This window comes from Streptomyces sp. NPDC048606 (assembly GCF_040650855.1).
In the GTDB taxonomy this organism is placed as follows: domain Bacteria; phylum Actinomycetota; class Actinomycetes; order Streptomycetales; family Streptomycetaceae; genus Streptomyces.
In genome coordinates this window covers 1-24,288 of the sequence record NZ_JBEZIB010000056.1, presented here as the reverse complement: position 1 = coordinate 24,288, position 24,288 = coordinate 1, and the positions used below count along the sequence as shown (strand labels likewise).

At 71.8% G+C, this 24,288-nt stretch carries 22 protein-coding genes; 7 read left to right on the top strand and 15 right to left on the bottom strand.

Going from position 1 to position 24,288, the window contains the following annotated elements; translation table 11 throughout:
• Nucleotides 1–90 precede the first annotated feature (90 nt).
• Complete coding sequence (locus AB0D01_RS36925; RefSeq protein WP_363063272.1) at nucleotides 91–1,155, bottom strand: NAD-dependent epimerase/dehydratase family protein; 1,065 nt, start codon at nucleotides 1,153–1,155, stop codon at nucleotides 91–93.
• Between the two features lie 222 nt (nucleotides 1,156–1,377).
• Between AB0D01_RS36925 and AB0D01_RS36920 the strand changes: the two genes are divergently transcribed.
• Together AB0D01_RS36920 and AB0D01_RS36915 are read left to right on the top strand one after the other, a co-directional pair.
• Nucleotides 1,378–2,769, top strand: a complete 1,392-nt coding sequence (locus AB0D01_RS36920; RefSeq protein WP_363063270.1) for a molybdopterin-dependent oxidoreductase — start codon at nucleotides 1,378–1,380, stop codon at nucleotides 2,767–2,769.
• Entirely contained in the window at nucleotides 2,766–3,308 is a 543-nt protein-coding gene (locus tag AB0D01_RS36915) for a hypothetical protein (RefSeq protein WP_363063268.1), read from the top strand. Before AB0D01_RS36920 ends, AB0D01_RS36915 begins: the two co-directional genes overlap by 4 nt.
• Nucleotides 3,309–3,351: 43 nt before the next feature.
• On the opposite strand, the gene AB0D01_RS36910 is transcribed toward AB0D01_RS36915, so the two are convergent.
• From AB0D01_RS36910 to AB0D01_RS36900, 3 genes are all read right to left on the bottom strand, one after another.
• Nucleotides 3,352–3,570: a hypothetical protein gene (locus AB0D01_RS36910; protein ID WP_363063266.1), complete on the bottom strand. Its 219-nt coding sequence runs from the start codon at nucleotides 3,568–3,570 to the stop codon at nucleotides 3,352–3,354.
• Nucleotides 3,571–3,855: 285 nt separating this feature from the next.
• Nucleotides 3,856–4,068: a hypothetical protein gene (locus tag AB0D01_RS36905; RefSeq protein ID WP_363063264.1), complete on the bottom strand. Its 213-nt coding sequence runs from the start codon at nucleotides 4,066–4,068 to the stop codon at nucleotides 3,856–3,858.
• Between the two features lie 121 nt (nucleotides 4,069–4,189).
• Complete coding sequence (locus AB0D01_RS36900) at nucleotides 4,190–4,576, bottom strand: helix-turn-helix domain-containing protein (RefSeq protein ID WP_363063262.1); 387 nt, start codon at nucleotides 4,574–4,576, stop codon at nucleotides 4,190–4,192.
• Nucleotides 4,577–4,691: 115 nt separating this feature from the next.
• Between AB0D01_RS36900 and AB0D01_RS36895 the strand changes: the two genes are divergently transcribed.
• Entirely contained in the window at nucleotides 4,692–5,333 is a 642-nt protein-coding gene (locus AB0D01_RS36895; protein WP_363063260.1) for an NAD(P)-binding domain-containing protein, read from the top strand.
• A gap of 72 nt (nucleotides 5,334–5,405) precedes the next feature.
• On the opposite strand, the gene AB0D01_RS36890 is transcribed toward AB0D01_RS36895, so the two are convergent.
• Complete coding sequence (locus AB0D01_RS36890) at nucleotides 5,406–5,909, bottom strand: MarR family transcriptional regulator (protein WP_363063300.1); 504 nt, start codon at nucleotides 5,907–5,909, stop codon at nucleotides 5,406–5,408.
• A 75-nt stretch (nucleotides 5,910–5,984) separates the two neighbouring features.
• Here AB0D01_RS36890 and AB0D01_RS36885 point away from each other — a divergent pair, with 75 nt between their 5' ends.
• Nucleotides 5,985–6,884 carry an ABC transporter ATP-binding protein gene (locus AB0D01_RS36885; protein WP_363063258.1) on the top strand — a complete coding sequence of 300 codons (900 nt, stop codon included), beginning with the start codon at nucleotides 5,985–5,987 and terminating at the stop codon, nucleotides 6,882–6,884.
• A complete protein-coding gene (locus tag AB0D01_RS36880; protein ID WP_363063256.1) occupies nucleotides 6,881–8,455 on the top strand; it encodes an ABC transporter permease in 1,575 nt (524 codons plus the stop codon). Before AB0D01_RS36885 ends, AB0D01_RS36880 begins: the two co-directional genes overlap by 4 nt.
• A 126-nt stretch (nucleotides 8,456–8,581) precedes the next feature.
• Here AB0D01_RS36880 and kdpF (AB0D01_RS36875) read toward each other — a convergent pair whose 3' ends face one another.
• The 10 genes from kdpF (AB0D01_RS36875) to kdpF (AB0D01_RS36830) all read right to left on the bottom strand — a co-directional run bounded on the left by kdpF (AB0D01_RS36875) (nucleotide 8,582) and on the right by kdpF (AB0D01_RS36830) (nucleotide 19,573).
• Nucleotides 8,582–8,671 (bottom strand): K(+)-transporting ATPase subunit F, encoded by a 90-nt coding sequence (kdpF, locus tag AB0D01_RS36875; RefSeq protein ID WP_363063254.1) that lies wholly within the window; start codon nucleotides 8,669–8,671, stop codon nucleotides 8,582–8,584.
• 265 nt (nucleotides 8,672–8,936) lie between these two features.
• Nucleotides 8,937–9,743 carry an SDR family NAD(P)-dependent oxidoreductase gene (locus AB0D01_RS36870; RefSeq protein WP_363063252.1) on the bottom strand — a complete coding sequence of 269 codons (807 nt, stop codon included), beginning with the start codon at nucleotides 9,741–9,743 and terminating at the stop codon, nucleotides 8,937–8,939.
• Between the two features lie 674 nt (nucleotides 9,744–10,417).
• The gene (locus AB0D01_RS36865) at nucleotides 10,418–12,964 is read right to left on the bottom strand and encodes a sensor histidine kinase KdpD (protein ID WP_363063250.1); all 2,547 of its coding nucleotides are present in this window, start codon (nucleotides 12,962–12,964) and stop codon (nucleotides 10,418–10,420) included.
• Nucleotides 12,965–13,012: 48 nt separating this feature from the next.
• On the bottom strand, nucleotides 13,013–13,702 hold the full coding sequence (locus AB0D01_RS36860) for a response regulator (RefSeq protein WP_363063248.1): 690 nt from the start codon (nucleotides 13,700–13,702) through the stop codon (nucleotides 13,013–13,015).
• Between the two features lie 125 nt (nucleotides 13,703–13,827).
• Nucleotides 13,828–14,544 (bottom strand): potassium-transporting ATPase subunit C, encoded by a 717-nt coding sequence (locus AB0D01_RS36855; protein WP_363063246.1) that lies wholly within the window; start codon nucleotides 14,542–14,544, stop codon nucleotides 13,828–13,830.
• A 6-nt stretch (nucleotides 14,545–14,550) separates the two neighbouring features.
• The gene (kdpB, locus tag AB0D01_RS36850) at nucleotides 14,551–16,653 is read right to left on the bottom strand and encodes a potassium-transporting ATPase subunit KdpB (RefSeq protein WP_363063244.1); all 2,103 of its coding nucleotides are present in this window, start codon (nucleotides 16,651–16,653) and stop codon (nucleotides 14,551–14,553) included.
• Nucleotides 16,650–18,314 (bottom strand): potassium-transporting ATPase subunit KdpA, encoded by a 1,665-nt coding sequence (kdpA, locus tag AB0D01_RS36845; RefSeq protein WP_363063242.1) that lies wholly within the window; start codon nucleotides 18,312–18,314, stop codon nucleotides 16,650–16,652. The genes kdpB (AB0D01_RS36850) and kdpA overlap by 4 nt, the downstream gene beginning before the upstream one ends.
• Before the next feature lie 8 nt (nucleotides 18,315–18,322).
• Nucleotides 18,323–18,412, bottom strand: a complete 90-nt coding sequence (kdpF, locus tag AB0D01_RS36840) for a K(+)-transporting ATPase subunit F (protein WP_363063240.1) — start codon at nucleotides 18,410–18,412, stop codon at nucleotides 18,323–18,325.
• Between the two features lie 262 nt (nucleotides 18,413–18,674).
• Nucleotides 18,675–19,430: a DUF4118 domain-containing protein gene (locus tag AB0D01_RS36835; protein WP_363063238.1), complete on the bottom strand. Its 756-nt coding sequence runs from the start codon at nucleotides 19,428–19,430 to the stop codon at nucleotides 18,675–18,677.
• Nucleotides 19,431–19,483: 53 nt separating this feature from the next.
• Nucleotides 19,484–19,573 carry a K(+)-transporting ATPase subunit F gene (kdpF, locus tag AB0D01_RS36830; RefSeq protein WP_363063236.1) on the bottom strand — a complete coding sequence of 30 codons (90 nt, stop codon included), beginning with the start codon at nucleotides 19,571–19,573 and terminating at the stop codon, nucleotides 19,484–19,486.
• Nucleotides 19,574–19,798: 225 nt separating this feature from the next.
• Here kdpF (AB0D01_RS36830) and AB0D01_RS36825 point away from each other — a divergent pair, with 225 nt between their 5' ends.
• Together AB0D01_RS36825 and kdpB (AB0D01_RS36820) are read left to right on the top strand one after the other, a co-directional pair.
• Entirely contained in the window at nucleotides 19,799–21,685 is a 1,887-nt protein-coding gene (locus AB0D01_RS36825) for an APC family permease (protein WP_363063234.1), read from the top strand.
• A 260-nt stretch (nucleotides 21,686–21,945) separates the two neighbouring features.
• Nucleotides 21,946–24,096 carry a potassium-transporting ATPase subunit KdpB gene (gene kdpB / locus AB0D01_RS36820; RefSeq protein ID WP_363063232.1) on the top strand — a complete coding sequence of 717 codons (2,151 nt, stop codon included), beginning with the start codon at nucleotides 21,946–21,948 and terminating at the stop codon, nucleotides 24,094–24,096.
• The last annotated feature ends 192 nt before the right edge of the window (nucleotides 24,097–24,288 follow it).

Sequence of the window (24,288 nt, the reverse complement as noted above, 5' to 3'; positions counted from 1 at the left end):
GGGCCGGCCGCGCGGGCCGGCCCGCACCGACCCGCCGGGGCCGCCCGCCGCCCGGGGCCGCGCGTCCGCCGCCCGGGGCCGCCCGGTGCCTCAGCCGCCCGCGCCCGCCGAGGCCCGCTGACCGGCCCGGGCGAACTCGGTCATGCCGTCCGCGAAGGCCACCTCCGCGCGCCAACCCAGTTCGTCGCGCAGCCGGGAGGAGTCGGCGGTGACGTGCCGCACGTCACCCAACCGGAACTCACCGGTCACCACCGGCGCGGGCCCGCCGTACGCGCGGGCCAGCGCCGACGCCATCTCGCCGACCGTGTGCGGCTGCCCGCTGCCGGTGTTGTACGCGGTCAGCACCCCTGCGGCCCGACCCCCGACGGCCTCCAGGGCCACGACGTTCGCCGAGGCCACGTCACCCACGTGGACGAAGTCCCGCCGCTGCGCGCCGTCCTCGAAGACCCGGGGGGACTCGCCCCGGGCCAGGGCCGACCGGAAGAAGGAGGCCACCCCGGCGTACGGGGTGTCGCGCGGCATCCCCGGCCCGTACACGTTGTGGTAGCGCAGCGAGACCGCACGGCCTTCCACGCAGCGGGCCCAGGAGGCGGCCAGGTGTTCCTGGGCCAGCTTCGTCGTCGCGTAGACGTTCCGCGGATCGGTCGGCGCGTCCTCGCCGACCAGGCCCGGAGCGGGCGAGATACCGCAGTCGGGGCACCGCGGCTCGAAACGGCCCGCCTCCAGGTCCTCGGCGAGCCGAGGTCCGGGCCGTACCGTTCCGTGCCGCTCGCAGGTGTAGCGGCCCTCCCCGTACACCACCATCGAGCCGGCGAGCACGAGCTCGCGGACCCCGACGGCCGCCATCTGCGCCAGCAGCACCGCCGTCCCGAGTTCGTTGCAGTCGACGTACGCCGGGGCGTCGGCGAAGTCCTTCCCCAGGCCGACCATCGCCGCCTGGTGGCACACCGCGTCCACCCCGCGCAGCGCCGCCCGGACGGCGTCGGCGTCGCGCACGTCGGCGCGCAGGAACTCCGTGTCGGGCGGCGCCGGGGTGTCGGGGTGGGCGGTGGGCAGCAGGGCGTCGAGGACGACGGGGTCGTGCCCGCGCCCCTTGAGGGCCGTGACGATGTGGGAGCCGATGAATCCGGCTCCTCCGGTGACGAGTACGCGCATGTTCCGGACGCTACGCAGCGCGGGGCGTCGGGGAGGCCTCCCACGCCTGGACGTAAGGGTTCCGTCATCACCCCGCCCGGCCCGCGACCGCCGGCCCGCGCCCACCCAGCGGAAGCGGCCCCGCACGTGTGGCGTGTCACGGCCCGCTTCGCCGCCGGGTGGGGGATGTTCTCCCTACCGAGTCCCACCGGGGCGTCCGAAGAGCACACGGGGAGGGGCGCGATGGACCCGAGTGACGGTGGGGCCGAGGGCACACCGGATAGCGCGGATCCGCCTCCGAAGCCGCAGCCGAAGTCGAAGCCGGCCACCCCGGCCCGCGCCCTCCCGCGCCGGTTCACGCGCCGCGCCCGGGCCGCGCTCGCGGCGGGACCTCCCCCCGGGCCCGCGCGCCCCGCCTTCTGGCGCAGCCCGCTCCGGGGCCCCTGGCTGACGGGCGTCTTCGGGCTCGTCCTGCTCGTCGGGATCCCGGTGCTGTTCGTGACGGGCCTGCTCTCGTACGCCGCCTACAACCCGGACCTCGACCCCCGCAACGACCAGACACCGGACAAGGGCCTGCTCGGCTTCTACCTGTTCGCCTGGCCCACGTCCCCGTACTGGCTCTACCGGGTGACGCAGGGCACCCACACCGTGCTCGGCGTGGTCCTGGTCCCGGTCCTGCTGGCCAAGCTGTGGTCGGTGATCCCGAAGCTGTTCGCGTGGCCGCCCCTGCGTTCCGTCGCCCACGCGCTGGAGCGGATCTCGCTGCTCCTGCTCGTCGGCGGCGCCGGCTTCACCTTCGTCACCGGGATCCTGAACATCCAGCTGGACTACGTCTTCCCCGGCTCCTTCTACGTCCTGCACTTCTACGCCGCCTGGATCCTGATGGGGGCCTTCGTCGTCCACGTCGCCCTCCGACTGCCCCGGGCCGTGCGCGCTGTGCGGGCGGGTAGGCACCATCAGCCCGAAGCCGGTACGGACGAGGCCGCGGGTCTCGTGGCGCCGCACCCGGATCCGCCGACGATCTCCCGCCGGGGCGCGGTCGCCATGGTCGGAGCCGGATCGCTCGCCCTGTTCCTCGTGACCGCGGGGCAGAGCATCGGAGGCCGGTGGCGCCGGACCGCCCTGCTGGCCCCGCACGGGCGGGATCCCGGCAGCGGGCCGAACGGGTTCCAGATCAACAAGACCGCGGCGGCGAGCGGCATCCGGTCCGGGGACATCGGACCCGACTGGCGGCTGACCGTGCGTGGGGGAGGACGGCAGGTCGTGCTGACGCGCGCGATGCTGCTCGCCCTGCCCCGGAGCGAATCGTCCCTGCCCATCGCCTGCGTGGAGGGCTGGTCGACCCCGGACCAGCGGTGGTCCGGGGTCCGCCTGAGTGATCTCGCCGCCCTCGTCGGCCTCGGCGGCGACACGCCCCGGGTCCTGGTCGAGTCCGTCCAGCGGGGCGGATCCTTCTCCTCCGTCGTCTTGGCCTCCAACCAGGCCCGTGACGCGCGGTCCCTGCTCGCGTTGCGGGTCAACGGCGCGGACCTGTCGGCGGATCACGGATACCCGGCCCGGGTGATCGTCCCGGGCGCACCCGGCGTCCACAACACCAAGTGGGTGGGCCGCCTCACCTTCGGAGAACCGGCGTGAGTCCCGGCGCCCGCGGTTCGGTCGCGGCCCTTCGCCGACGCTACGGCGCCCCGCCGCTCCATCTCCTGCTCGTCCTGGCGTCGTTCGCCCTCACCCTGTACGCGGGGATCCGGCTCCTGAGGGGCGACGCGGTGGGCGTGGCGATGTGGTTCGTCGGCGCCGCGGTCCTGCACGACCTGGTCCTGCTCCCGCTCTACTCGGTCACCGACCGCGCGGCCCGACGCCTGTGGCGGGCGGGGGCCGCGACGGACCGGCCGCCGTCGCGAACGGGCTTCAACCACGTCCGCGTTCCCGCCTTCGTCTCCGGTGTCCTCTTCCTCGTCTGGTGGCCGCTGATCCTCGAACAGGGCGGCCACTACACCGCCTCCACCGGCCTGCCCGCCGACGGGTTCCTGTCCCGGTGGCTCCTGATCACCGCCGGCCTGTTCGCCGCCTCGGCCGTCGTCCTCCTCGTACGGACCAGGCTGCCCCGGAGGTCCCGCCGCGAGGAGAACCGTGCCCGGAAGGCCCGGGCACGGCAGGGAGGGTCGCCGCGATGAGACGCGTCCTCGTTTCCTCCTTCTGTTCGGGTGGGAGCGTTCGTCAGCCCTGAGAGGCGTTGACCTTGTCGGTGGCCTTGGCGAGCGCGGCGACCGTGTCGTCCACGCTCACGTTCGGCTTCTGGACCACGTTCTTGGTGACGGTGCTGGAGTCGACGAGGGGCTTGAGAACGTCCGGAGCGTCGTCCGCCAGGGCCGGTGAGGCGAGGGAGAGGGCAGCGGCACCGGCCGCGAGGGCGAGGGTCATCGTCTTCTTGATCATGCGCTGCCCAACGAGGCTCCGGGCCCGGGGAAACCGACGTTTCCGGCCGTTCACCCGGTGAGGGGCGCCGAGGAGCCGGCGGCGGTCCTCCCCCTCCCCGCGCGCTCCCGAAGGCGCTCCCGCCTTCGATGGGTCGCGGCCTGCTTCGTCCGGGCCCGCAGGCGCTCAGCCGCAGCCGCCCCCCTCCATGTCGCGTTCACCCGCGTGAATGCCGGGTCGGTTCCCCTCGGGGGCGCTGTTCGAGCCCGTCCCGGTTGAGGATCCGCCGCGGGAGGAGTGGTCCGCCTACGGTGCCGCGGAGGCCTCGGCGGAGGACGACGAGGTGGAATCGGCGTACGACTCCGCGTAGGCCGCCGAGTAGGCCTCGGCGTACGCCGCCGCATAGGCCTCCGCGGAGGATTCCGCGGACGCGCCGCTCCCGTAGTGGTCGGCGGTGGCCGCGCAGGCGCCGCCGAGGACGAGTGCGAGGGCTGCGAGGGCGGTTCCGGTCAGGCGCATCTGGACTCCCGCTGGGGTGCTGGGGGTCGACCGTCCTGCGAACGGCCGGAACGGCTGCCGGGTGGCGCGGACTCACCCCATCGGCTCCCGCACCCACCCGACGTGCCCTCCCGTGCGGGTCTCAGCGGTTCTCGTACCGGTCCTGGGCGTCGAGTACGTCGTCGGCGTACCGCGCGGCCCACGCCCCCATCGCACGCATGGGCGTGAGCAGCGCCGTACCGGCCTCGGTGAGGTGGTAGTCCACGCGCGGCGGGGCCTCGGCGTAGGCGCGGCGTTCGACGAGGCCGTTGTACTCCAGTCGCCGCAGCGCCTGGTTCAGGACCTTCGGACTGATCCCGCCGATGCGCGCGACGAGGGCGCGGGGCCGCATCGGGCCGCTCTGCCCGAGGGTGAAGACGACGACGCTGTCCCAGCGGTTCGCGAGCACCTCGAAGGCGACGCGTGCGCGGCAGTCCGCCGTGTGCGCGAGGTCGGGCAGGCCCGGGGCCGCGTCGGTCGGTTGCTCCATGGCGTCCATCCTGCCTCGTCCGATGGACACCGAACGGTGTGCGTCGGCCCGCCTAGCGTCGTTCCGCGGCACCCGAGAACGTGCCGCGACGTGACGAGCGAGAGGGAGCAGGGCGATGCGCATCGGTGTACTGGGTACGGGGGGCATGGCGGCGGCGCTGGGCGGCGCGTGGGCGAGGGCTGGGCACGAGGTGTTCGTCGGTGGGCGGGACACGGAAGCCGCCGAAGTCCTCGCGGGACGGATCGGTGCCGCCGGGCACGGGACGACGGCGTGGGCCGCGGGACGTGGGGAGGCGGTGCTTCTCGCGGTACCGGCCCCGGTGGCGCCGGTGTTGGCGCGGGAGCATGCCGGGGCGTTGGCCGGGCGGACCATCGTGGACTGCACGAACCCGCTCGCTCCCGGGCCCGGCGGGGTGATGCTGACGACCGCTGCCGGGGCGAGCGTGGCGGGTCTGATCGGTGCGGCGGCGCCGGGGGCGCGTGTGGTGAAGGCCTTCAACCTGGTCCACGCGAGCATGTGGGAGCATCCCGCCGCGGCCTTCGGAGTGACCGCGCCCGCGGTGCCGTTCTGCGCGGACGATCCGCGCGCCGTCGAGCACGTCACGGAGCTGATCACCGCCACGGGACGGAGCCCCATGCCGGCTGGTGCGCTGGACCGGGCGGCGTACCTGGAGGCGACGGCCGCGTTCGTGATCGGTGTGTGGTGGGCGGGCGGCGCGCCCTCCCTCGCCTTCCCGGAGGCTCCCGGGACCACCTGAGGCAACCGCGGTCCCGAAACCCCCGCCCCCGCCCCCAGGCCCCGTGCGGGTGGCGGGTCGCGGGCGGTGGCACTATCCGTCGAGGTCGAGCGTCGCGCGGTGGGTGCGCCAACGGTCCATCATTCCCTGCAGCTCGTCCTGCAGGAACTCGAAGAAGGCCGCCGACTCCGCGATGCGGGTTCCGGCGGGCGAGTCGGCTCCGAGGCCGGCCACCCCCTCGCGCAGGGTCTTCTCCCACAGCGTCAGAATCTGATCGCGGCGGGTGAAGGTCTCGTACCAGAGCTCGTTGTGCAGGACGTACCGGTCCCGTCGCGAACCCGGCTCGCGCTCACGGCTGACCATGCTGACCTGCGTCAGGTAGGACACCGCTCCCGACACCGCCGCCGGGCTGATCCGCAGGGCCCGGCCCAGTTCCGCCGAGGTCATCGCGCCCTCGTCGCTCGCGAGCAGCTGCGCGAAGACCCGCGAGGCCATGCGCTGCATGCCCGCCTCGGTCAGTTGCGCGGCGAACCGCTCCACGAAACGGGAGACCGCTTCCTCGTCCCGCACCCCTGCCGTCTGCCGTGCCCGTGCCATCTCGTCCGCCACCCTCCGAACTTTACGCGATTCCCTATCTTCACAAATTTGTGAAACTACCGTACGTTCAGAACCATGACGAAGGCAATCAGCGTCGCCGGACTCCACAAGTCGTTCGGCCGCACCCACGCACTGGACGGCCTCGACCTCCAGGTCGCCACCGGCGAGGTCCACGGCTTCCTCGGCCCCAACGGCGCCGGCAAGTCCACCGCCATCCGCGTCCTGTTGGGCCTGCTGCGCGCCGACTCCGGCACCGCCGAGCTCCTCGGCGGCGACCCGTGGGCCGACGCCGTGGCCCTGCACCGCCGCCTCGCGTACGTTCCGGGCGACGTCACCCTGTGGCGCGACCTCTCCGGCGGCGAGGTCATCGACCTCCTCGGTCGACTGCGCGGCGGCCTCGACGAGGCCCGCCGCGCCGAACTGACCGAACGGTTCGAACTCGACCCCACCAAGAAGGGGCGTACGTACTCCAAGGGCAACCGGCAGAAGGTCGCCCTCGTCGCCGCCTTCGCCTCCGACGCCGAACTCCTCGTCCTGGACGAACCCACCTCCGGCCTCGACCCGTTGATGGAAGAGATCTTCCAGACCTGCGTCACCGAGGCCCGCGCCGCCGGGCGCACCATCCTGCTGAGCTCGCACATCCTCAGCGAGGTCGAGGCCCTCTGCGACCGCGTCAGCATCATCCGCAAGGGCCGCACCGTCGAAACCGGCTCCCTCGCCGACCTGCGCCACCTCACCCGCACGTCCCTGCGCGCCGAGCTCGCCGGACCGCCCGACGGCCTCGCGCACCTGCCCGGCGTCCACGACGTGGAGGTCCGGGGGACGAAGGTCACGCTCCAGGCCGACACCGACAAGCTCGACGCCGTCCTGCGCTCCCTCGCCGCCGCCGGCGTCCGGTCCCTGACCTCGACCCCGCCCACCCTCGAAGAGCTGTTCCTGCGCCACTACACGACGGAAGAGGCGTCCGCGCGATGACGAACCGATTCGCCGGGACAGGAACCCTGCTCCGCCTCGCACTGCGCCGCGACCGCGTCCTCGCGCCCCTGTGGATCCTGGTCGTGACGATGCTCGTGCTGAGCCTGCCGGGCGCCCTGGAATCGGTCTACGGGACGGACGCCGAACGGGCCTCCCTGCTCCGCACGATGGGGACCAACGGTTCCCTGCGCGCCCTGTACGGACCGCTGTTCGCGGACTCCGTCGGCGCCCTGACCGCCTGGCGCGGCGGAGTCTTCGCCGGTGTCCTCGCCGCCGTGATGAGCCTGGTCATCGTCGTCCGCCACACCCGGGACGAGGAGGAGACGGGACGTCAGGAACTGCTCTGCGCCGCCATGGTCGGACGGCGCGCCCCGCTGACCGCGGCCCTGCTGGCCGCCCTCGTCGCCAACGCGACCGTGGCCCTTCTGGTGAGCGCCGGACTGGCCGGACGCGGCGCGGGCGGCGCCGCCGCGCTCGGACTCGCCCTCGCGGCCACCGGCATGCTGTTCGCCGGCCTCGCCGCCGTGGCGGCGCAACTCACCGAGAGCGCCCGCCTCGCCAAGGGGCTCACCGGAGCCCTGATCGGTGCTGCCTTCGTGTCGCGCGCCGCCGGAGACGCGGGCGCCCCGGACGGCGGCTCGGTACCCACCTGGATCTCGCCGCTGGGCTGGCTGGAACACGTACGGCCCTTCGCGGGCGAGCGCTGGTGGGTGTTCGGGCTGTTCGCGGCGGCCACGGCCAGCCTGCTGGCGGCCGCCTACCTGCTGGCGGGGCGGCGCGACCTCGGCATGAGCTTCCTGCCCGCCCGCCCCGGTCCCGCGCGGGGACGCCTCGGCTCGGCCGGGTCGTTGGCCTGGAGGTTGCAGCGGTCCGCCCTGACGGGCTGGAGCCTCGGTTTCCTCACCGCGGGGCTGGTGTTCGGCGCCATGACGGACGGCGCCGCCGAACTGGTCGGCGACAACGAGAAGACCCGGCGGATCATCGAACGGATGGGCGGCCAAAGCGGGCTCACCGACGCCTTCCTCGCCACGATGACCGGCATGTTCGGCATGGTCGCCGCCCTGTACGTCGTCTCGGCGGTGCTGCGGCTCACCGGCGAGGAGACCGCCGGGCGTGCCGAACCGCTCCTCGCGAACGCCGTCGGCAGGCTCCGCTGGGCCGGCGGCCACCTGGCCGTCGCCTTCGGCGGCTCGGCGCTGATCCTCCTGGCGGCCGGACTCGGACTCGGCCTCGGGCACGGCCGCGACGTGCCCGAGGCGGTGGCCGCCTGCCTGGCTCAGCTCCCGGCGGTGTGGCTGATCGGGGCCCTCGCCGCCCTGCTGCACGGCGCGACCCCCCGGTACGCCGTGGCCGCCTGGGCAGTGGCCGGGGCCGCACTGGCCCTGGGTTGGGTGGGCCCCGCCCTGGAACTCCCGCAGGCCGTCATGGACCTCTCGCCCTTCGCCCACCTGCCCAGGCTGCCGGGCGACGGGGCCGCGGCGTGGGGTCCCGCACTGGCGCTGACCGGCCTGGCGGCCGCCTGCACCGCGGCCGGCCTCGCCGCCCTCCGCCGCCGCGACCTGCTCGCCTGACCGGGTGGCACGACGGTCCGACCCTCGCGGTCCGTGTGCGGAGCGGTTCGGCGGCGCACCGAACCCGGTCCCGCGGCTCCGTGGTCGGCTCCGGCCGCCCCCTCGCACCGAGGGGGCGGCTCATCCTCAGAACTTCTCGGGGAAGAACAGCGCCAGGACCAGATACCCGACCAGGCTCACCGCGACGACGATGCCTACGACGTTTTCCGTGTTCACCCGTACCCGACTCCTTCGTACGCCCCAACGCGTCCAGCGAACATCAACGAGACACCGGACGAAACCGCCCTGATGGCTTCCTGACGCGTGTCGGCCGGGACCTTGACGGGGTGTTGACGGTCGTTCCGTCGACAGGGTGAGATCGGTGTGCGGCGCCTCGTCGCACCGACAGGTGGCTAGCAGGAGGGCTTGCTGCCGTGGTTGGAGCCCTTCTTGCGGCGGGCCCTCTTCTTGCGTGCGCGCTTGGACATGTGGCCGTATCCCTTCAGGCGGTGTGGCCGACGAGGAGGTCGGCGAGCTTGTTGAGGCGCTTGATGGTGCGGTCCTCGCCGGCGGCGGGGGCCGGGGCGACGCGCTCGGAGCGGTCGTAGTAGGCGCCGTTGACGATCTCGGTGGCCGGGTCGCAGAGCCGTACGACGTGGCGGGCGCCATCGGCGGCCGGTGCGCCCTCGTGCCCGTACAGCGGGAGGAGGCCGGTCTCGCAGACGCCGGGGTTGACGGAGACGGCGGTGACGCGGGGATCGGCCGCGAAGACGGTCAGCGCGAGCTGGGACTGGGCGTAGGCGGCGAGGCGGGAATAGCGCCGCACGCGCTGCGGGTCGTTCCACTGGATGGCACCGGAGCGGTGGAGGGCGGAGGAGACGTTGACGACCCGCCCACCGGGGTCGCTGGTGAGGGAGGGCTCCAGGAGGTTGGTCAGTAGGTAGTGGGCCAGGAAGTTGACCTGGAAGGCGATCTCGTTGCCGTCGGCGGTCAGCGTGTGGCGCTCGGGCGCGGCGATGGCAGCGTTGTTGACGAGCACGTCCAGACGAGGGTGGTCGCGCACGACGGCCGCGGCCAGGGCCTCGACCTCCTCCAGACGGGTGAAGTCGGCGTGGACAGAGCGCAGTTGGACGCCGTTGACGCCGGCGGTGGCGATCAGTCGATCGGCGGCGGCCCGGGCCTCCTCGGGCGTACGGCCGTGGAGGAGGACGGTGGTCCCGAGCTCGGCGAGCCGGCGGGCGGTCTCGTAGCCGATGCCGGAGGTGGCTCCGGTGACGAGGACGGTACGGCCGGACAGGGATGAGGACATGGTGGATTCCCGGAAAGAGGGTCGAAGAAGGCATGCCTGGGGTACCCGGCGCCCCGGCACGAGGCGGGGGGTGGGTTCTCAGGCCATGCGGTGAGGGTGGAACGGCGTACGGAGCCGCCGGCAGGGCCCGTCAGGGAGCCGACCGGGGGATACGCGCGGGGTGCCCGGCCGGGTCAGAGGGCCGGGCGGACAGCGGGCGTCGTCGGCCGCACCGGCGCGATACCGGCAGGGCATCGCCGTGACGGTGGCCGATCGAAGTGGCGCGGACCGCTGTTCATGGCGCAATCCCAGCGCATCGGGGACGCGGGGGCAAGTGATCGAAGGCTTCTTGACGGCCTTCTGATGTCCTTCGTCAGAGCCGCGTCAAGGATCGACTTCGGTGCGGAAGGAACCCGTCAAGGAGTGCCGACAGGGACTGCGACGGTGCGCAGACTGGTGTGGCGACGGAGCCGGGAGACGGCCCGGGGCACGCGGGCCGCCGGCCACGAGCCGGACATCGCCCGAGGCGCTGGACGGTTCCACCATGGGGGTATGACCGGACGACCGCGTGCAGGTCACCCGTCGCACGACACAGGAGCCGTCCGGCTCTCCGGTGGGGGATACCGGGGCCGGACGGCTCCTGTGTTTCGGTCGGCCGTGTCGGGTCGCTCGACGTCAGGTCACGGTGCTCGACGTCAGGTCACGGTGGAGGTCGGGAGTTCCGGTGACACCGCGGGACCTTCCCCCGCCATGGGGAGGGTGAGGACCATGGTGAGGCCCCCGCCCGGAGTGTCCTCGGCCGTCAGGGTGCCGCCGATGGCCTCGGTGAAACCGCGGGCGACCGCGAGCCCGAGACCCACACCCGCTCCTCGCGGGGCGTCGCCGTGACGCTGGAACGGTTCGAAGATCCTTTCCTTGGCCTCGTCGGGGACCCCGGGGCCGCGGTCGACGACGCGGACCTCGACCCGCCGTGCCAGGGCGCTGGCGGAGACGGTGACGGGCTGCCCGGGTGGGCTGTACTTGACGGCGTTCTCCACGATGTTGGCGACGGCCCGCTCCAGCAGGCCCCGGTCCACGGCGACCATCGGCAGCGTCTCGGGGATGTCGAGCTCCACGCTGTCCTCCGGTACGCCGCCCAGGGCCATCGGGACGACCTCGTCGAGGTCGGTCTCGCGGATGAGCGGGACGACGGTGCCGGTGTTGAGCCGGGACATGTCGAGGAGGTTCCCGATGAGGGCCGCGAGACGGTCGGCGCCGTCCTCGATCCCTTCCAACAGCTCGGCCTTGTCCTCGTCGGACCATTCGACGTCGCCGGAGCGCAGCGAGCTCACGGCGGCCTTGATGCCGGCGAGCGGAGTGCGCAGGTCGTGGCTGACGGCGGCGAGCAGGGCGGTGCGTATCCGGTTGGCCTCGGCGAGCCCGCGGGACTTCTCGGCCTCGTCGACCAGGCGCCGGCGGTCGAGCACCACCGCGGCCTGGGCCGCGAAGGCACCCAGGACGCGGCGGTCCTCGGCCGGCAGGACCCGGCCGGTCAGGGCGAGGGCCATGTGGTCTCCGATGGGCAGGTCCACGTCCGCGTCCTCCGGGCGGCCGACCGGGCCGGTGCCGACGGACGCCGCCGTGGTCCACGGATCGACCTCGCCGGCGCGTTCCAGGAGGACCACCGACCGCATGGCGAACGTCTCGCGCAGACGTTCCAGGAGGGCGTCGAGGGAATCCTCTCCGCGCAGGACGCTGCCGGCCAGGAAGGAGAGGATCTCGGATTCGGCGCGCAGGCGGGCCGCCTGATGGGTGCGCCGGGCCGCGAGGTCCACCACGGAGGCGACCGACACGGCGACCCCGATGAAGATCGCGATGGCGACGATGTTCTTCGGATCGGAGACCGTGAACCGGTGCAGCGGCGGGGTGAAGAAGAAGTTGAGCAGCAGGGACCCGAAGGCCGCCGACGCGAGGGCGGGCAGGAGCCCGCCGAGGAGTGCCGCCGCCACCGTGCAGGCGAGGAAGAGCAGCATGTCGTTGGCGAGGCCGAGGCCGGGTACGAGCTGGTTCAGCAGGACGCTGAGCAGTGCGGGGCCCGCGATGCCGGCGAGCCAGCCCCAGATGCGGCGGGAACGCCCCAGGCGCGCGCCGTGGGCGACGGGCAGACCGCGGCGGCCCCTGGCCGCCTCGTCGTGGGTGACGATGTGGACGTCGAGGTCGGGCCCGGACTCGCGGGCGACCGTGGCGCTGACCCCGGGGCTGAGGACGGACTGCCACGACCGGCGACGGCTGACGCCGAGGACGATCTGCGTGGCGTTGCAGCCGCGCGCGAACTCCAGCAGCGCGTCGGGGATGTCGTCGCCTATGACGTGGTGGAAGCTGCCGCCGAGGCCTTCGACCAGGGTGCGCTGGACGGCCAGTTCCTTGGGGGAGGCCGAGGTGAGTCCGTCGCTGCGGGCGATGTAGACGGCCAGGACCTCACCACCCGACCCCTTCTCGGCGAGGCGGGCGGCCCGGCGGATCAGCGTACGGCCCTCCGGGCCGCCGGTGAGGCCGACGACGATCCGCTCGCGGGCCTGCCAGGTGGTGCGGATGTCGTGCTCGCCGCGGTACTCCCGGAGGTATTCGTCGACCCGGTCGGCCACCCACAGCAGTGCCAGCTCACGCAGGGCGGTGAGGTTGCCCGGGCGGAAGTAGTTCGAGAGGGCCGCGTCGACCTTGTCCGGTTTGTAGACGTTGCCGTGCGCCATGCGCCGGCGCAGCGCCTGCGGGGACATGTCGACCAGCTCGATCTGGTCCGCCCGCCGAGCCACCTCGTCGGGGACGGTCTCGCGCTGGCGGACACCGGTGATCGTCTCGACCACGTCCCCCAGCGATTCCAGGTGCTGGATGTTCACGGTCGAGACGACGTCGATGCCGGCCCGGAGGAGCTCCTCGACGTCCTGCCATCGCTTGGCGTTGCGCGAACCGGGCACGTTCGTGTGCGCGAGCTCGTCCACGAGCGCGACGGCGGGGCGGCGGGCGAGGATCGCGTCCACGTCCATCTCGGTGAAGGTGGAGCCGCGGTACTCCAGCTCGCGCCGCGCGACGAGTTCGAGGCCGTGCAGCATCACCTCGGTGCGCGGCCGGCCGTGGTGTTCGACGAAGCCGACGACGCAGTCGGTGCCCCGCTCGACCCGGCGGTGCGCCTCGGAGAGCATGGCGTACGTCTTGCCGACGCCCGGTGCCGCGCCGAGGTAGATGCGGAGCTTGCCGCGTCCCATGTGCAGATTCTTCTTCTCTGTCGACGTGCGGGCGTTCGGGCGGTGTGATCAGGGTTCGAAGCGGTATCCCATGCCCGGTTCGGTGATCAGGTACCGGGGGTGCGAGGGGTCCGCCTCCAGCTTGCGCCGGAGCTGGGCCATGTAGACGCGCAGGTAGTTGGTGTTCTCCCCGTACGTCGGACCCCAGACCTCCAGCAGCAGCCGCGCCTGGGTGATCAGCCGCCCCGGGTGGGTGATGAGGATCTCCAGCAGGTGCCATTCCGTCGGGGTCAGGCGTACGGTGCGCTCGCCCCGTCGCACCTTGCGTGCGATCAGGTCGACGCTGAACTCGTCGGTCGTCACCACGGCGACGTCGTCGGGCCTGGACTCCGCCGGCGCCTCGTTCCTGCGGGCGGCCGCCCGCAGACGGGCCAGGAGCTCGTCCATGCTGAACGGTTTCGTCACGTAGTCGTCCGCTCCGGCGTCCAGGGCCCGGATCTTGTCCTCCGAGGTGTGTCGGGCGGAGAGGACCAGGATGGGCACGCGGGACCAGCCGCGGACGTTCTTGATCACGTCGACGCCGTCCATGTCGGGCAGCCCGAGGTCCAGCACTATGACGTCCGGCTTGCGCGCGGCCGCGAGCCGCAGGGCAGCGTTGCCGTCGGAGGCCTCCTCGACCTCGAACTTGCGCGCCTGCAGGTTGATCCGCAGCGCGCGGACGAGCTGGGGATCGTCCTCCACCACCAGCACCCGGGTCATCGGTGTGCAGCCTTTCCTTCGTTGCGGGCGCGGACCGGGAGCCGGCGGGGTGTTCGGGCCCCCTCCCGGCGTCGGCCGGTGGAGTCCCGCACCTCGCCGGCTCCCGGTCCGCGCGATGACGGGCGTCAGCTCTTGGTCAGTGCCTTGAGGGCGGTGTTGAGCTCCAGGACGTTGACGCGGGGCTCGCCCATGAAACCGAGGGTCCGGCCGGTGGTGTGGTCGGCGACGAGCTTCTCGACCCGCTCGACGCTCAGGCCGTTCCTCTCGGCGACCCGGTGGACCTGGAGTTCGGCGTACGCGGGGGAGATGTGCGGGTCGAGGCCCGAGCCGGAGGAGGTGACGGCATCGGCCGGGACGTCCTCGGGCCTGATCTGCCGGGCGGCCGTGGAGTTGTCGGCGATGACCGCCTCCTTGGCGGCGACGACCTGGGCGCAGAGGGTGCCTTCCTCGGCGTCCTTGGTGCACCGGCCGTTGACCGCGCCGTTGTCGGCGGACCGGTTGGTGGCTCCGGAGAGGATCAGCGAGTACTGGGTGTTGACGCTGTTGCTGCCCAGTCCGTTGGACGGGCGAGGCTGGAACCACTTGAGGTCCGGCTTCGCCGCCTCTTCGGGGTCGTCGGGGTTCTGCTTCGGGAGGTTGTAGGTCTGCCCGATGAGGGAGGACCCGACGACCTGCCCGCTCTTGTCCTTGATCTCGGATCCGTTGGCCTTGTCGTGGAACAGGGCTTGGGCGATGCCGGTGACGGCGAGCGGGTAGAGGACCCCGCAGATCACGGTCAGGACGAGCAGGGCGCGCAGTCCGGCTCCGATCAACCGTGCGGTGTTGCCTACAGAGTTGTTCATGTCGTCTCAGCCGATTCCGGGGATGAGGGTGATGAGGAGGTCGATGATCTTGATGCCGATGAACGGGGCGATCAGGCCGCCCACGCCGTACAGCCCCAGATTGCGGCGGAGCATCTTGTCGGCGCTGGTCGGCTTGTACCGGACGCCCTTGAGGGCGAGGGGGACGAGCGCGATGATGATCAGCGCGTTGAAGATGACGGCCGAGAGGATCGCCGACTCGGGGGAGTGCAGGCCCATGATGTTGAGCTTGTCCAGGCCCGGGTAGACCACGGCGAACATCGCGGGGATGATCGCGAAGTACTTGGCGACGTCGTTGGCGATGGAGAAGGTGGTCAGGGCGCCGCGGGTGATCAGCAGCTGCTTGCCGATCTCGACGATCTCGATGAGCTTGGTGGGGTTGGAGTCCAGGTCCACCATGTTCCCGGCCTCCTTGGCGGCCGAGGTACCGGTGTTCATCGCCACGCCCACGTCCGCCTGCGCGAGCGCCGGCGCGTCATTGGTGCCGTCACCCGTCATCGCGACGAGCTTCCCACCCGCCTGCTCCCGCTTGATGAGGGCCATCTTGTCCTCGGGCGTGGCCTCGGCGAGGAAGTCGTCGACGCCGGCCTCCTCGGCGATGGCCTTCGCGGTCAGCGGGTTGTCGCCCGTGATCATGACGGTCTTGATGCCCATGCGGCGCAGTTCCTCGAACCGCTCGCGCATGCCCTCCTTGACCACGTCCTTGAGGTGGATGACACCCAGGATCCGGGCACCCCTGTCGTCCTTGACGGCGACCAGGAGCGGCGTGCCGCCCGCTTCCGAGATCGTGTTGGCGAGCAGGTCGGCGTCCTCGGCGACCGTGCCGCCCTGTTCCTCGACCCAGGTGATGACGGAGCCGGCCGCGCCCTTGCGGGTCTGCCTGCCGTCGACGTCGACACCGGACATGCGGGTCTGGGCGGTGAAGGCGATCCACTCGGCGTGCGAGAGCTCGCCCTGGTGGCGCTCGCGCAGCCCGTACTTCTCCTTCGCCAGGACGACGATGGATCGGCCCTCGGGGGTTTCGTCGGCCAGGGAGGACAGCTGGGCCGCGTCGGCGACCTCGGCGGCGGTGACGCCCTTGACGGGGACGAACTCCGACGCCTGGCGGTTGCCGAGGGTGATGGTGCCGGTCTTGTCGAGGAGCAGCGTCGAGACGTCGCCGGCGGCTTCGACGGCCCGCCCGGACATGGCGAGGACGTTGCGCTGGACCAGGCGGTCCATGCCGGCGATGCCGATCGCGGACAGCAGGGCGCCGATGGTGGTGGGGATGAGGCAGACCAGCAGCGCGGCGAGCACGATCATCGACTGCTCGGCGCCGGCGTAGATCGCGAAGGGCTGGAGGGTGACGACGGCCAGCAGGAAGACGATGGTCAGCGAGGCGAGCAGGATGTTGAGCGCGATCTCGTTGGGGGTCTTCTGCCGGGACGCGCCCTCGACCAGGTTGATCATCCGGTCGATGAAGGTCTCGCCGGGCTTGGTGGTGATCTTGATGACGATCCGGTCGGAGAGGACCTTCGTTCCGCCGGTGACCGCGCTGCGGTCGCCGCCGGACTCGCGGATGACCGGGGCGGACTCGCCGGTGATGGCGGACTCGTCGACCGAGGCGACGCCCTCGACGACGTCACCGTCGCCGGGGATCGTGTCGCCCGCCTCGCACACCACCAGGTCGCCGATCCTCAGCTCGGTGCCCGGTACGGACTCCTCGCCGCCGTCCTTGGTCAGGCGGCGGGCGACGGAGTCGGTCTTGGCCTTGCGCAGGGTGTCGGCCTGGGCCTTGCCCCGGCCCTCGGCCACGGCCTCGGCGAGGTTGGCGAAGATGGTCGTCAGCCACAGCCAGGCGGTGATGGCCCAGCCGAACCAGTCGGTGGGGTCCGTGAGGGCCAGCACGGTGGTGACCACCGAACCGATCAGGACCACGAACATGACCGGCGACTTGATCATGACGCGGGGGTCGAGCTTGCGCACCGCGTCGGGGAAGGACCTGATCAGTTGCTTGGGGTCGAACATGCCCCCGCCGACGCGGCCGGCAGTCGGCTTGTGCCCGGTGGGCAGGTCCTCGTGCGGGGCACGGGTCGGAGTGGCGGTGCTCATGATGCGAGCCCTTCGGCGAGCGGTCCCAGCGCGAGGGCGGGGAAGTAGGTCAGACCGGTGACGATGAGGATCGTGCCGACGAGCAGGCCCGTGTAGAGCGGCTTGTCGGTACGGAGGGTGCCCGCGGTCTCGGGGACGGGCTTCTGCTCGGCGAGCGAGCCCGCCAGCGCGAGGACGAACACCATGGGCAGGAAGCGGCCCAGCAGCATCGCGATGCCGATGGTGCTGTTGAACCACTGCGTGTCGGCGTTCAGGCCCGCGAAGGCCGAGCCGTTGTTGTTGGCGCCCGAGGTGTAGGCGTAGAGGACCTCGGAGAAGCCGTGCGCGCCGGAGTTCAGCATCGAGTTCGGCGGGGTCGGCAGGGCCATCGCCGCGGCGGTGAATCCGAGGACCAGGGCGGGGGTGATCAGGATGTAGCAGGCGGCGAGCTTGATCTCGCGGGTGCCGATCTTCTTGCCCAGGTACTCGGGGGTGCGGCCGACCATCAGGCCGGCGATGAACACGGCGATGATGGCCATGATCAGCATGCCGTAGAGGCCGGAGCCGACACCGCCGGGCGCGATCTCGCCGAGCTGCATGCCCAGCAGCTGGATGCCGCCGCCCAGTCCCGTGTAGGAGGAGTGGAAGGAGTTGACGGCACCGGTCGAGGTGAGCGTGGTGGCGACCGAGAAGATCGCGGAGCCGGCGATCCCGAAGCGGGTTTCCTTGCCCTCCATCGCACCGCCGGCGACATCGAAGGCGGGGCCGTGGTGGGAGAACTCGGTCCACATCATCAGGGCGGTGAAGCCGATCCAGATGGTGGCCATGGTGGCGAGGATCGCGTAGCCCTGGCGCAGGCTTCCGACCATGCGGCCGAAGGTGCGGGTCATCGCGAACGGGATCACGAGGATCAGGAAGATCTCGAAGAGGTTGGAGAGGGGGCCCGGGTTCTCGAAGGGGTGGGCGGAGTTGGCGTTGAAGTAGCCGCCGCCGTTCGTTCCGAGTTCCTTGATGACCTCCTGGGAGGCCACCGCACCGCCGTTCCACTGCTGGGTGCCGCCCGTGAACTGTCCGACCTCGTGGATGCCGGCGAAGTTCTGGATCGCGCCACAGGCGACCAGGACGAGGGCGCCGATGACGGCGATGGGCAGCAGGATGCGGACGGTGCCGCGGACCAGGTCCGCCCAGAAGTTGCCGAGCTCACCGGTGCGCGAGCGGGCGAAGCCGCGGACGAGCGCCACGGCGACGGCCATGCCGACGGCGGCGGAGACGAAGTTCTGCACCGCCAGGCCGCCGGTCTGCACGACGTGGCCCATGGCCTGCTCGCCGTAGTACGACTGCCAGTTGGTGTTCGCGACGAAGGACGCGGCGGTGTTGAAGGCCTGGTCCGGGTCGATGGCCTGGAAACCGAGCGAGCCGGGCAGGACGCCCTGGGCACGCTGCAGGGCGTACAGGAACAGGACGCTGACCGCGGAGAAGGCGAGGACGCCGCGCAGGTAGGCGGGCCAGCGCATCTCGGCCGACGGGTTGGCGCCGATGGCCTTGTAGATCCACTTCTCCGGCCTGTAGTGCTTCTCGGAGGAGTAGACGCGGGCCATGTGGTCGCCCAGGGGGCGGTAGGCCAGCGCGAGGGCGGCGATCAGTGCGAGGAGCTGGAGCACACCAGCGATCTGGGGACTCATGTCGGCGCTCAGAACCTCTCCGGGTACACGAGGGCGAGGACGAGGTAACCGAGCAGGGAGACGGCGACCAGCAGGCCGACGATGTTTTCGACGCTCACAGCTTGGTCACTCCCTTGGCGATGAGGGCCACCAGTGCGAAGACCGCGAGCGTGGTGACGACGAAGGCCAGATCGGCCATCGTGAGCTCCTGATGAAGTGATGAAATGGAATTGGCCGCAGTGGCCGAGACAGAGCAAACCGCGCTCGGAGCCCCGCGTTAAGACACCTTGACGGGCTCCATACGGGCGCCCCGGAACCTTTGACGTGTCCCTAACGCGCGAAGCCGCGCGAAGCCGCGAGAACCCGGAGAAACGCGGTCCCTCATCCCTTCCGGGACAGTCCGGAGGTGTCCAGTGCGGCACCGGCCTGGGCCGCCAGCGCCAGGGCCACCAGGCGGCAGTCCTCGGGCGGGAGCGGACCGGGGACGGGACTCAGGAGGAACCTGCCGTAGTAGTGACCGCCACCGACGGCCCGGAGCTCGGTCTCACCCTCGGGCCACACGCCGTACTCGACGATGCGAGGGCCTTGACGCAGCCAGATCCCGCCGTCGTGTTCCAGGCGCGGCCTGTGCCCCATGAGGGTGCCGTACTCGAAGCGGCAGTCACGCAGGCCCAGCAGGCCGATCAGTTCCCGACGCACGTACTCGACCACGTCCTCGGCCGAGTCCGCCGACTCGGCCAGACGGGCGGCGGCCTGGAGACCGGCCAGGTGAGCGTTGTCGGCGGTGACGGTCGCCGCCAGGCGCCGCGTCCGCACGGCGAGCTGCGAGACGATCAGGCCCGCGGCCAGCAGGAGGACCGCCGTCTCGACGTCCTCGGGATCGGTGATCGTGAACGCCCGGTACGGCCTGGTCAGGAAGAAGTCGAACCAGGCCGCCGCGCAGAGCGCGGCGACGGCCCCGGTGGCCCGGGTACCCATCGCGGCGACCGCCACCACGGCCACCACCATGACCAGGGCCGCGTTCGTCGAGGACAGGTCGGTGCGGAACGGGACCAGGGCCAAGGCCACCGCGAAGGGGACCGCGAGCGCCGCGCACCACGCGACGCCGTCACGGAGCCGGTATCGGTAACCGGACATGTGACGCCTCCCGTCAGGACGGATCGGCGAGGCCGGAAACGGAGTTCCCGGTATCAGAACTTGTCGGGCCTGATCAGGGCCACTACCAGGTAGCACAGCAGGCACAGGGCCACCAGGAGCCCCACCGCATTCTCGACGTCCATGAAGGCCGCCTTCCCTCTCGTCCTTCTCACACTGCCCCGTGGTGAAGGGGGCGGCACGCGGACGGGTGGGGTGTTGACGGGATCCATACGTCCTGCCGCGCGGCGCGTATGGAACGCGTGAAGAGTGGCGGGACCCGCGTATGGATCCCGCCAAGCCGGCCGGCGGACCCGGTCGTGAACTCCGACGCTGTCCTCACTTTGCTCACCTCGGAGGAACACGGCGACATGGCCATACACACAGGCGAACCGAAGACGGCCGGATCGGGACCCAGCCAGGAGGAGCCCCCCGATACCGGCGCCGCGGCCGCGGACCAGGCGGAGGAACGCCACCGGCTGACCGCGCTCCAAGGGCTCGCCGCGCTCTCGCTCGACGCCATGGCGTCCGTCGCGTACGGTCCCGAGTCGATCGTCCTCGTCCTCGCGGCGGCGGGCGCGTACGGCCTGGGCTTCACGCTGCCCGTGACCGTGGCGATAGCGGCGCTGCTGGCCGTGCTGGTGGCCTCCTACCGGCAGGTCATCGCCGCCTTCCCGAACGGCGGCGGCTCCTACGCCGTCGCCAAGCGGCACCTCGGTCGCCGCACGAGCCTGGTCGCCGCGGCCTCGCTCATCCTGGACTACGTACTGAACGTGGCCGTGTCGGTCACCGCCGGCGTGGCCGCCCTGACCTCGGCGTTCCCCTCCCTGTACGGGGAGCGGGTGTGGATCTGCCTGGGCGTGCTCGTGCTCGTCACGGCCGTGAACCTGCGCGGGGTCGTGGACTCGGCCAAGGCCTTCCTCGTGCCGACCGCGCTCTTCGTCGGCTCCATCCTCGCGATGATCGCCGTCGGCCTGTTCCGGGACGGACCGGTCTCCACCCAGACCGCCGCAGGCCACGCCTCCGCCCTCGGTGACGGGGCCACCGCCGTCGGCGCGCTGCTCCTGCTCAAGGCCTTCGCCGCCGGATGCTCCGCCCTCACCGGCGTCGAGGCCGTCGCCAACGCCGTGCCCTCCTTCCGCGCCCCCGCGGCCCGCCGCGCCCAGCGCACCGAGGTCGCCCTGGGCGCCCTGCTCGGCGTCATGCTGATCGGCCTGTCCGTCCTGATCGGCCGCTTCCACCTCCAGCCGGTCGAGGGCGTCACCGTCCTCGCGCAGCTCGCCGACGCCTCCTTCGGCCACAACGCGGCCTTCTACGTCGTCCAGTTCGCCACCGTGGTGCTGTTGGCCCTGGCCGCGAACACCTCCTTCGGCGGGCTGCCCGTCCTGATGGGCCTGCTGGCCCGCGACAACCACCTCCCCCACGTGTTCTCCCTCAAGGCGGACCGCCAGGTCCACCGGCACGGAGTGGTCTGGCTGGCCCTCGTCTCCGGGGTCCTGCTGGTGTTCTCGGGCGGCGACGCCAACACCCTCGTCCCCCTGTTCGCGATCGGCGTGTTCGTCGGCTTCACCATCTGCCAGGTCGGCATGGTCCGGCACTGGTCGCTGGAGCGTCCGGCCGGCGGGCGGGCGAAGGCCCTGCTCAACGGTTTCGGCGCGCTCCTGACGGGCGTCAGCGCGATCGTGGTGACCGCCGGCAAGTTCACCGAGGGCGCCTGGTTGATCGTCGTGGCCCTGCCGCTGTTGGTGCTCGGCTTCGAGAAGGTGCATCGCGCCTACGCCCGGATCGGTGAGCGCCTCGAACTGGGTCGGGTCCCCCAGCCGCCGACCCGCTCCCGGTCCCTGGTCGTCGTCCCGGTGTCCGGGCTGTCCCTGCTGACCTGCCGGGCCCTGACCGCCGCGCATTCGCTCGGCGACGAGGTCCTGGCCGTCACCGTCACCCACTCCGCGCCCGAGGACCTTCGGGCCACCGAGGCGCTGCGCCGCGACTGGGAGCTGTGGGACCCGGGGGTCGAGCTCGTCGAGCTGTCCTCGCCGACCCGCTCCCTGGGCCGGCCCGTGTCGTCCTACGTCCGTGAGCTGGCCGATCGGCGACCTGACGTCCAGGTGACCGTCCTCATCCCCGAGACGGAGCCGGAGCGGCTCTGGCAGCGGATCCTGCAGAACCAGCGCGGCTCCGTGGTCGCCCTCGCCGTGCGCCGCGACACGGACGCCGTGATCTGCCGCCTCCGCTTCCGCGTCACCACCGACGGCCGCTGACGCGATCTTGACGCGCACCTGACGCGACGCGTACGCGGCCGTCAAGACGCCGCCAATTCCCCGCCCCGTACGTCGTGTCGGGGCGGGAACGGCGTTACGTTCATGCCTGGCGCGCTGCCGGGACCTCCCTCCGCATACGACGGCCGAGGGGGTCACCTGTGCGGGGCCCCGGCAGCGCCCCATCCCTCTTCCCGAGCCCCTGTCCGCCACGCGCGGGCAGGGGCCGTCCTGTCGAATCCGTACCCCCAGAAGGTCATCCGATGTCTTCCGCTGCCACGCGGCACACCTCCCCGGGTCTCGGCAATCCTCCCCGCTCCCCGGTCACCCGACCGCCCCGCAAGCGCCCCCGACCGGCGGACGTGCTGCAGCCGGGTCGGCTCGCGGCCTCGGCCGGGGAAGCCGTCGCCAAGCTGCATCCGCGCGAGCTGGTCCGCAAGCCCGTGCTGTTCGTCGTCGCCGTGGGCGCGGGCCTGACGACCCTGTCCGCGCTCATCCACCCGTCGGTCTTCGCCTGGGTCATCAGCGTCTGGCTGTGGCTGACCGTGCTGTTCGCCAACTTCGCGGAGGCGGTCGCCGAGGGCCGCGGTCGTGCCCAGGCCGCCTCGTTGCGCAAGGCCCGCACGGACACGGTCGCGGTCCGGCTGAGGCACTGGACGTACGGAACGAACCTGCGTACCGCCGAGACCGAAGTGATCACGCCGGCCGAGCTCCAGCCGTTCGACTTCGTGCTGGTGGAGGCGGGGGAGCTGATCCCCGCGGACGGGGACGTCGTCGACGGCGCCGCCATGATCGACGAGTCGGCCGTCACCGGGGAGTCCGCCCCGGTCCTGCGCGAGTCCGGCGGCGACCGGTCCGGTGTGACCGGCGGGACGACCGTCCTGTCGGACTCGGTCGTCGTCCGCGTCACCTCCCGCCCCGGTGAGAGCTTCATCGACCGGATGATCGCCCTGGTCGAAGGCGCGTCCCGGCAGAAGACCCCGAACGAGATCGCCCTCAACATCCTCCTCGCGGCCCTCACGTTCGTTTTCGTCCTGGTCGTCGTCAGCCTGGAACCGATGGCCGGGTACGCGCGGGCCGACCGGTCGACCACCACCCTCGTGGCCTTGCTGGTCACCCTGATCCCGACCACCATCGGCGCCCTGCTGTCCGCGATCGGCATCGCCGGCATGGACCGGCTCGTCCAGCGCAACGTGCTCGCCATGAGCGGACGTGCGGTCGAGGCGGCCGGCGACGTGAACACCCTCCTCCTCGACAAGACCGGAACCATCACCCACGGCAATCGCGAAGCCGCGGACTTCATCCCGCTGCCCGGAGTCGACCACGGAGCACTGGTGGACGCGGCCCAGCTGTCCTCCCTGGCCGACGAGACACCCGAGGGCCGGTCGATCGTCGAACTCGCCGCGCGGTACGGCTTCACTCCGCCGGCCCTCCACGAGCCGGCAAGTCCGCAGTTCACGCCGTTCAGCGCCCGTACCCGGATGAGCGGGCTCAACCTGCGCTGGGACAACGGCGCCGGACTCGCCATCCGCAAGGGCGCCGCCGCCCAGGTGATGGACTGGGTGGCGATGCGCGGTGGAACGGTCCGGGCGGAGGCCGCGGCCTGGTCCGCGCAGGTCTCCGAGTCCGGGGGAACACCGCTGCTGGTGGCCGTGCACGACTGGGACGGGCCGCGCGTCCTCGGCATCGTCCACCTCAAGGACGTGGTCAAGGAGGGCATCCGGGAGAGGTTCGCCGAGCTGCGCGCCATGGGGATCCGTACGGTCATGGTCACCGGAGACAACGAGCTGACCGCCCGCGCGATCGCCGCCGAGGCCGGCGTGGACGAATATCTGGCCGAGGCCACGCCCGAGGACAAGATGGCCCTCATCAAGCGGGAGCAGGCCGGCGGGAAGCTCGTCGCGATGACGGGTGACGGCACCAACGACGCGCCGGCGCTCGCGCAGGCGGACGTGGGCGTGGCGATGAACACCGGTACCTCGGCCGCCAAGGAGGCCGGGAACATGGCGGACCTGGACTCCAACCCCACCAAGCTCATCGAGATCGTCGAGATCGGCAAGCAGCTGCTGATCACCCGCGGCGCCCTGACCACCTTCTCCATCACCAACGACGTCGCCAAGTACTTCGCGATCATCCCGGCCATGTTCACCGCCGCCCACCCGGGGCTGGAGGCGCTGAACATCATGGGCCTGCACAGCCCCGAGTCCGCCATCACCTCGGCGATCATCTTCAACGCCCTGATCATCATCGCGCTCATCCCGCTGGCGCTGCGCGGAGTGCGCTACCGGCCCGCCTCCGCCCACGACCTGCTGCGCCGCAACCTCGCCGTCTACGGCCTCGGCGGCCTCGTCCTGCCCTTCGTCGGGATCAAACTGATCGACCTCCTCGTCTCCCACGTCCCCGGCCTCGGATGAGCCCCGCCGACCGTCCGGCCCCGTACGGGTCGGGCGCCGACGCCCCGACCACCGCGCGGCGCGTACGGGCGCTGGGCCGTCGGAGGGAACGGCGTTAAGACATCATCTCATTTGGCGAGTCTGCGGTAGCAGATGAGAGTGCAGGCGAGGCTGGTGAAGGCGAGGAAGTGCTCGGCCTTGCGTTCGTAGCGG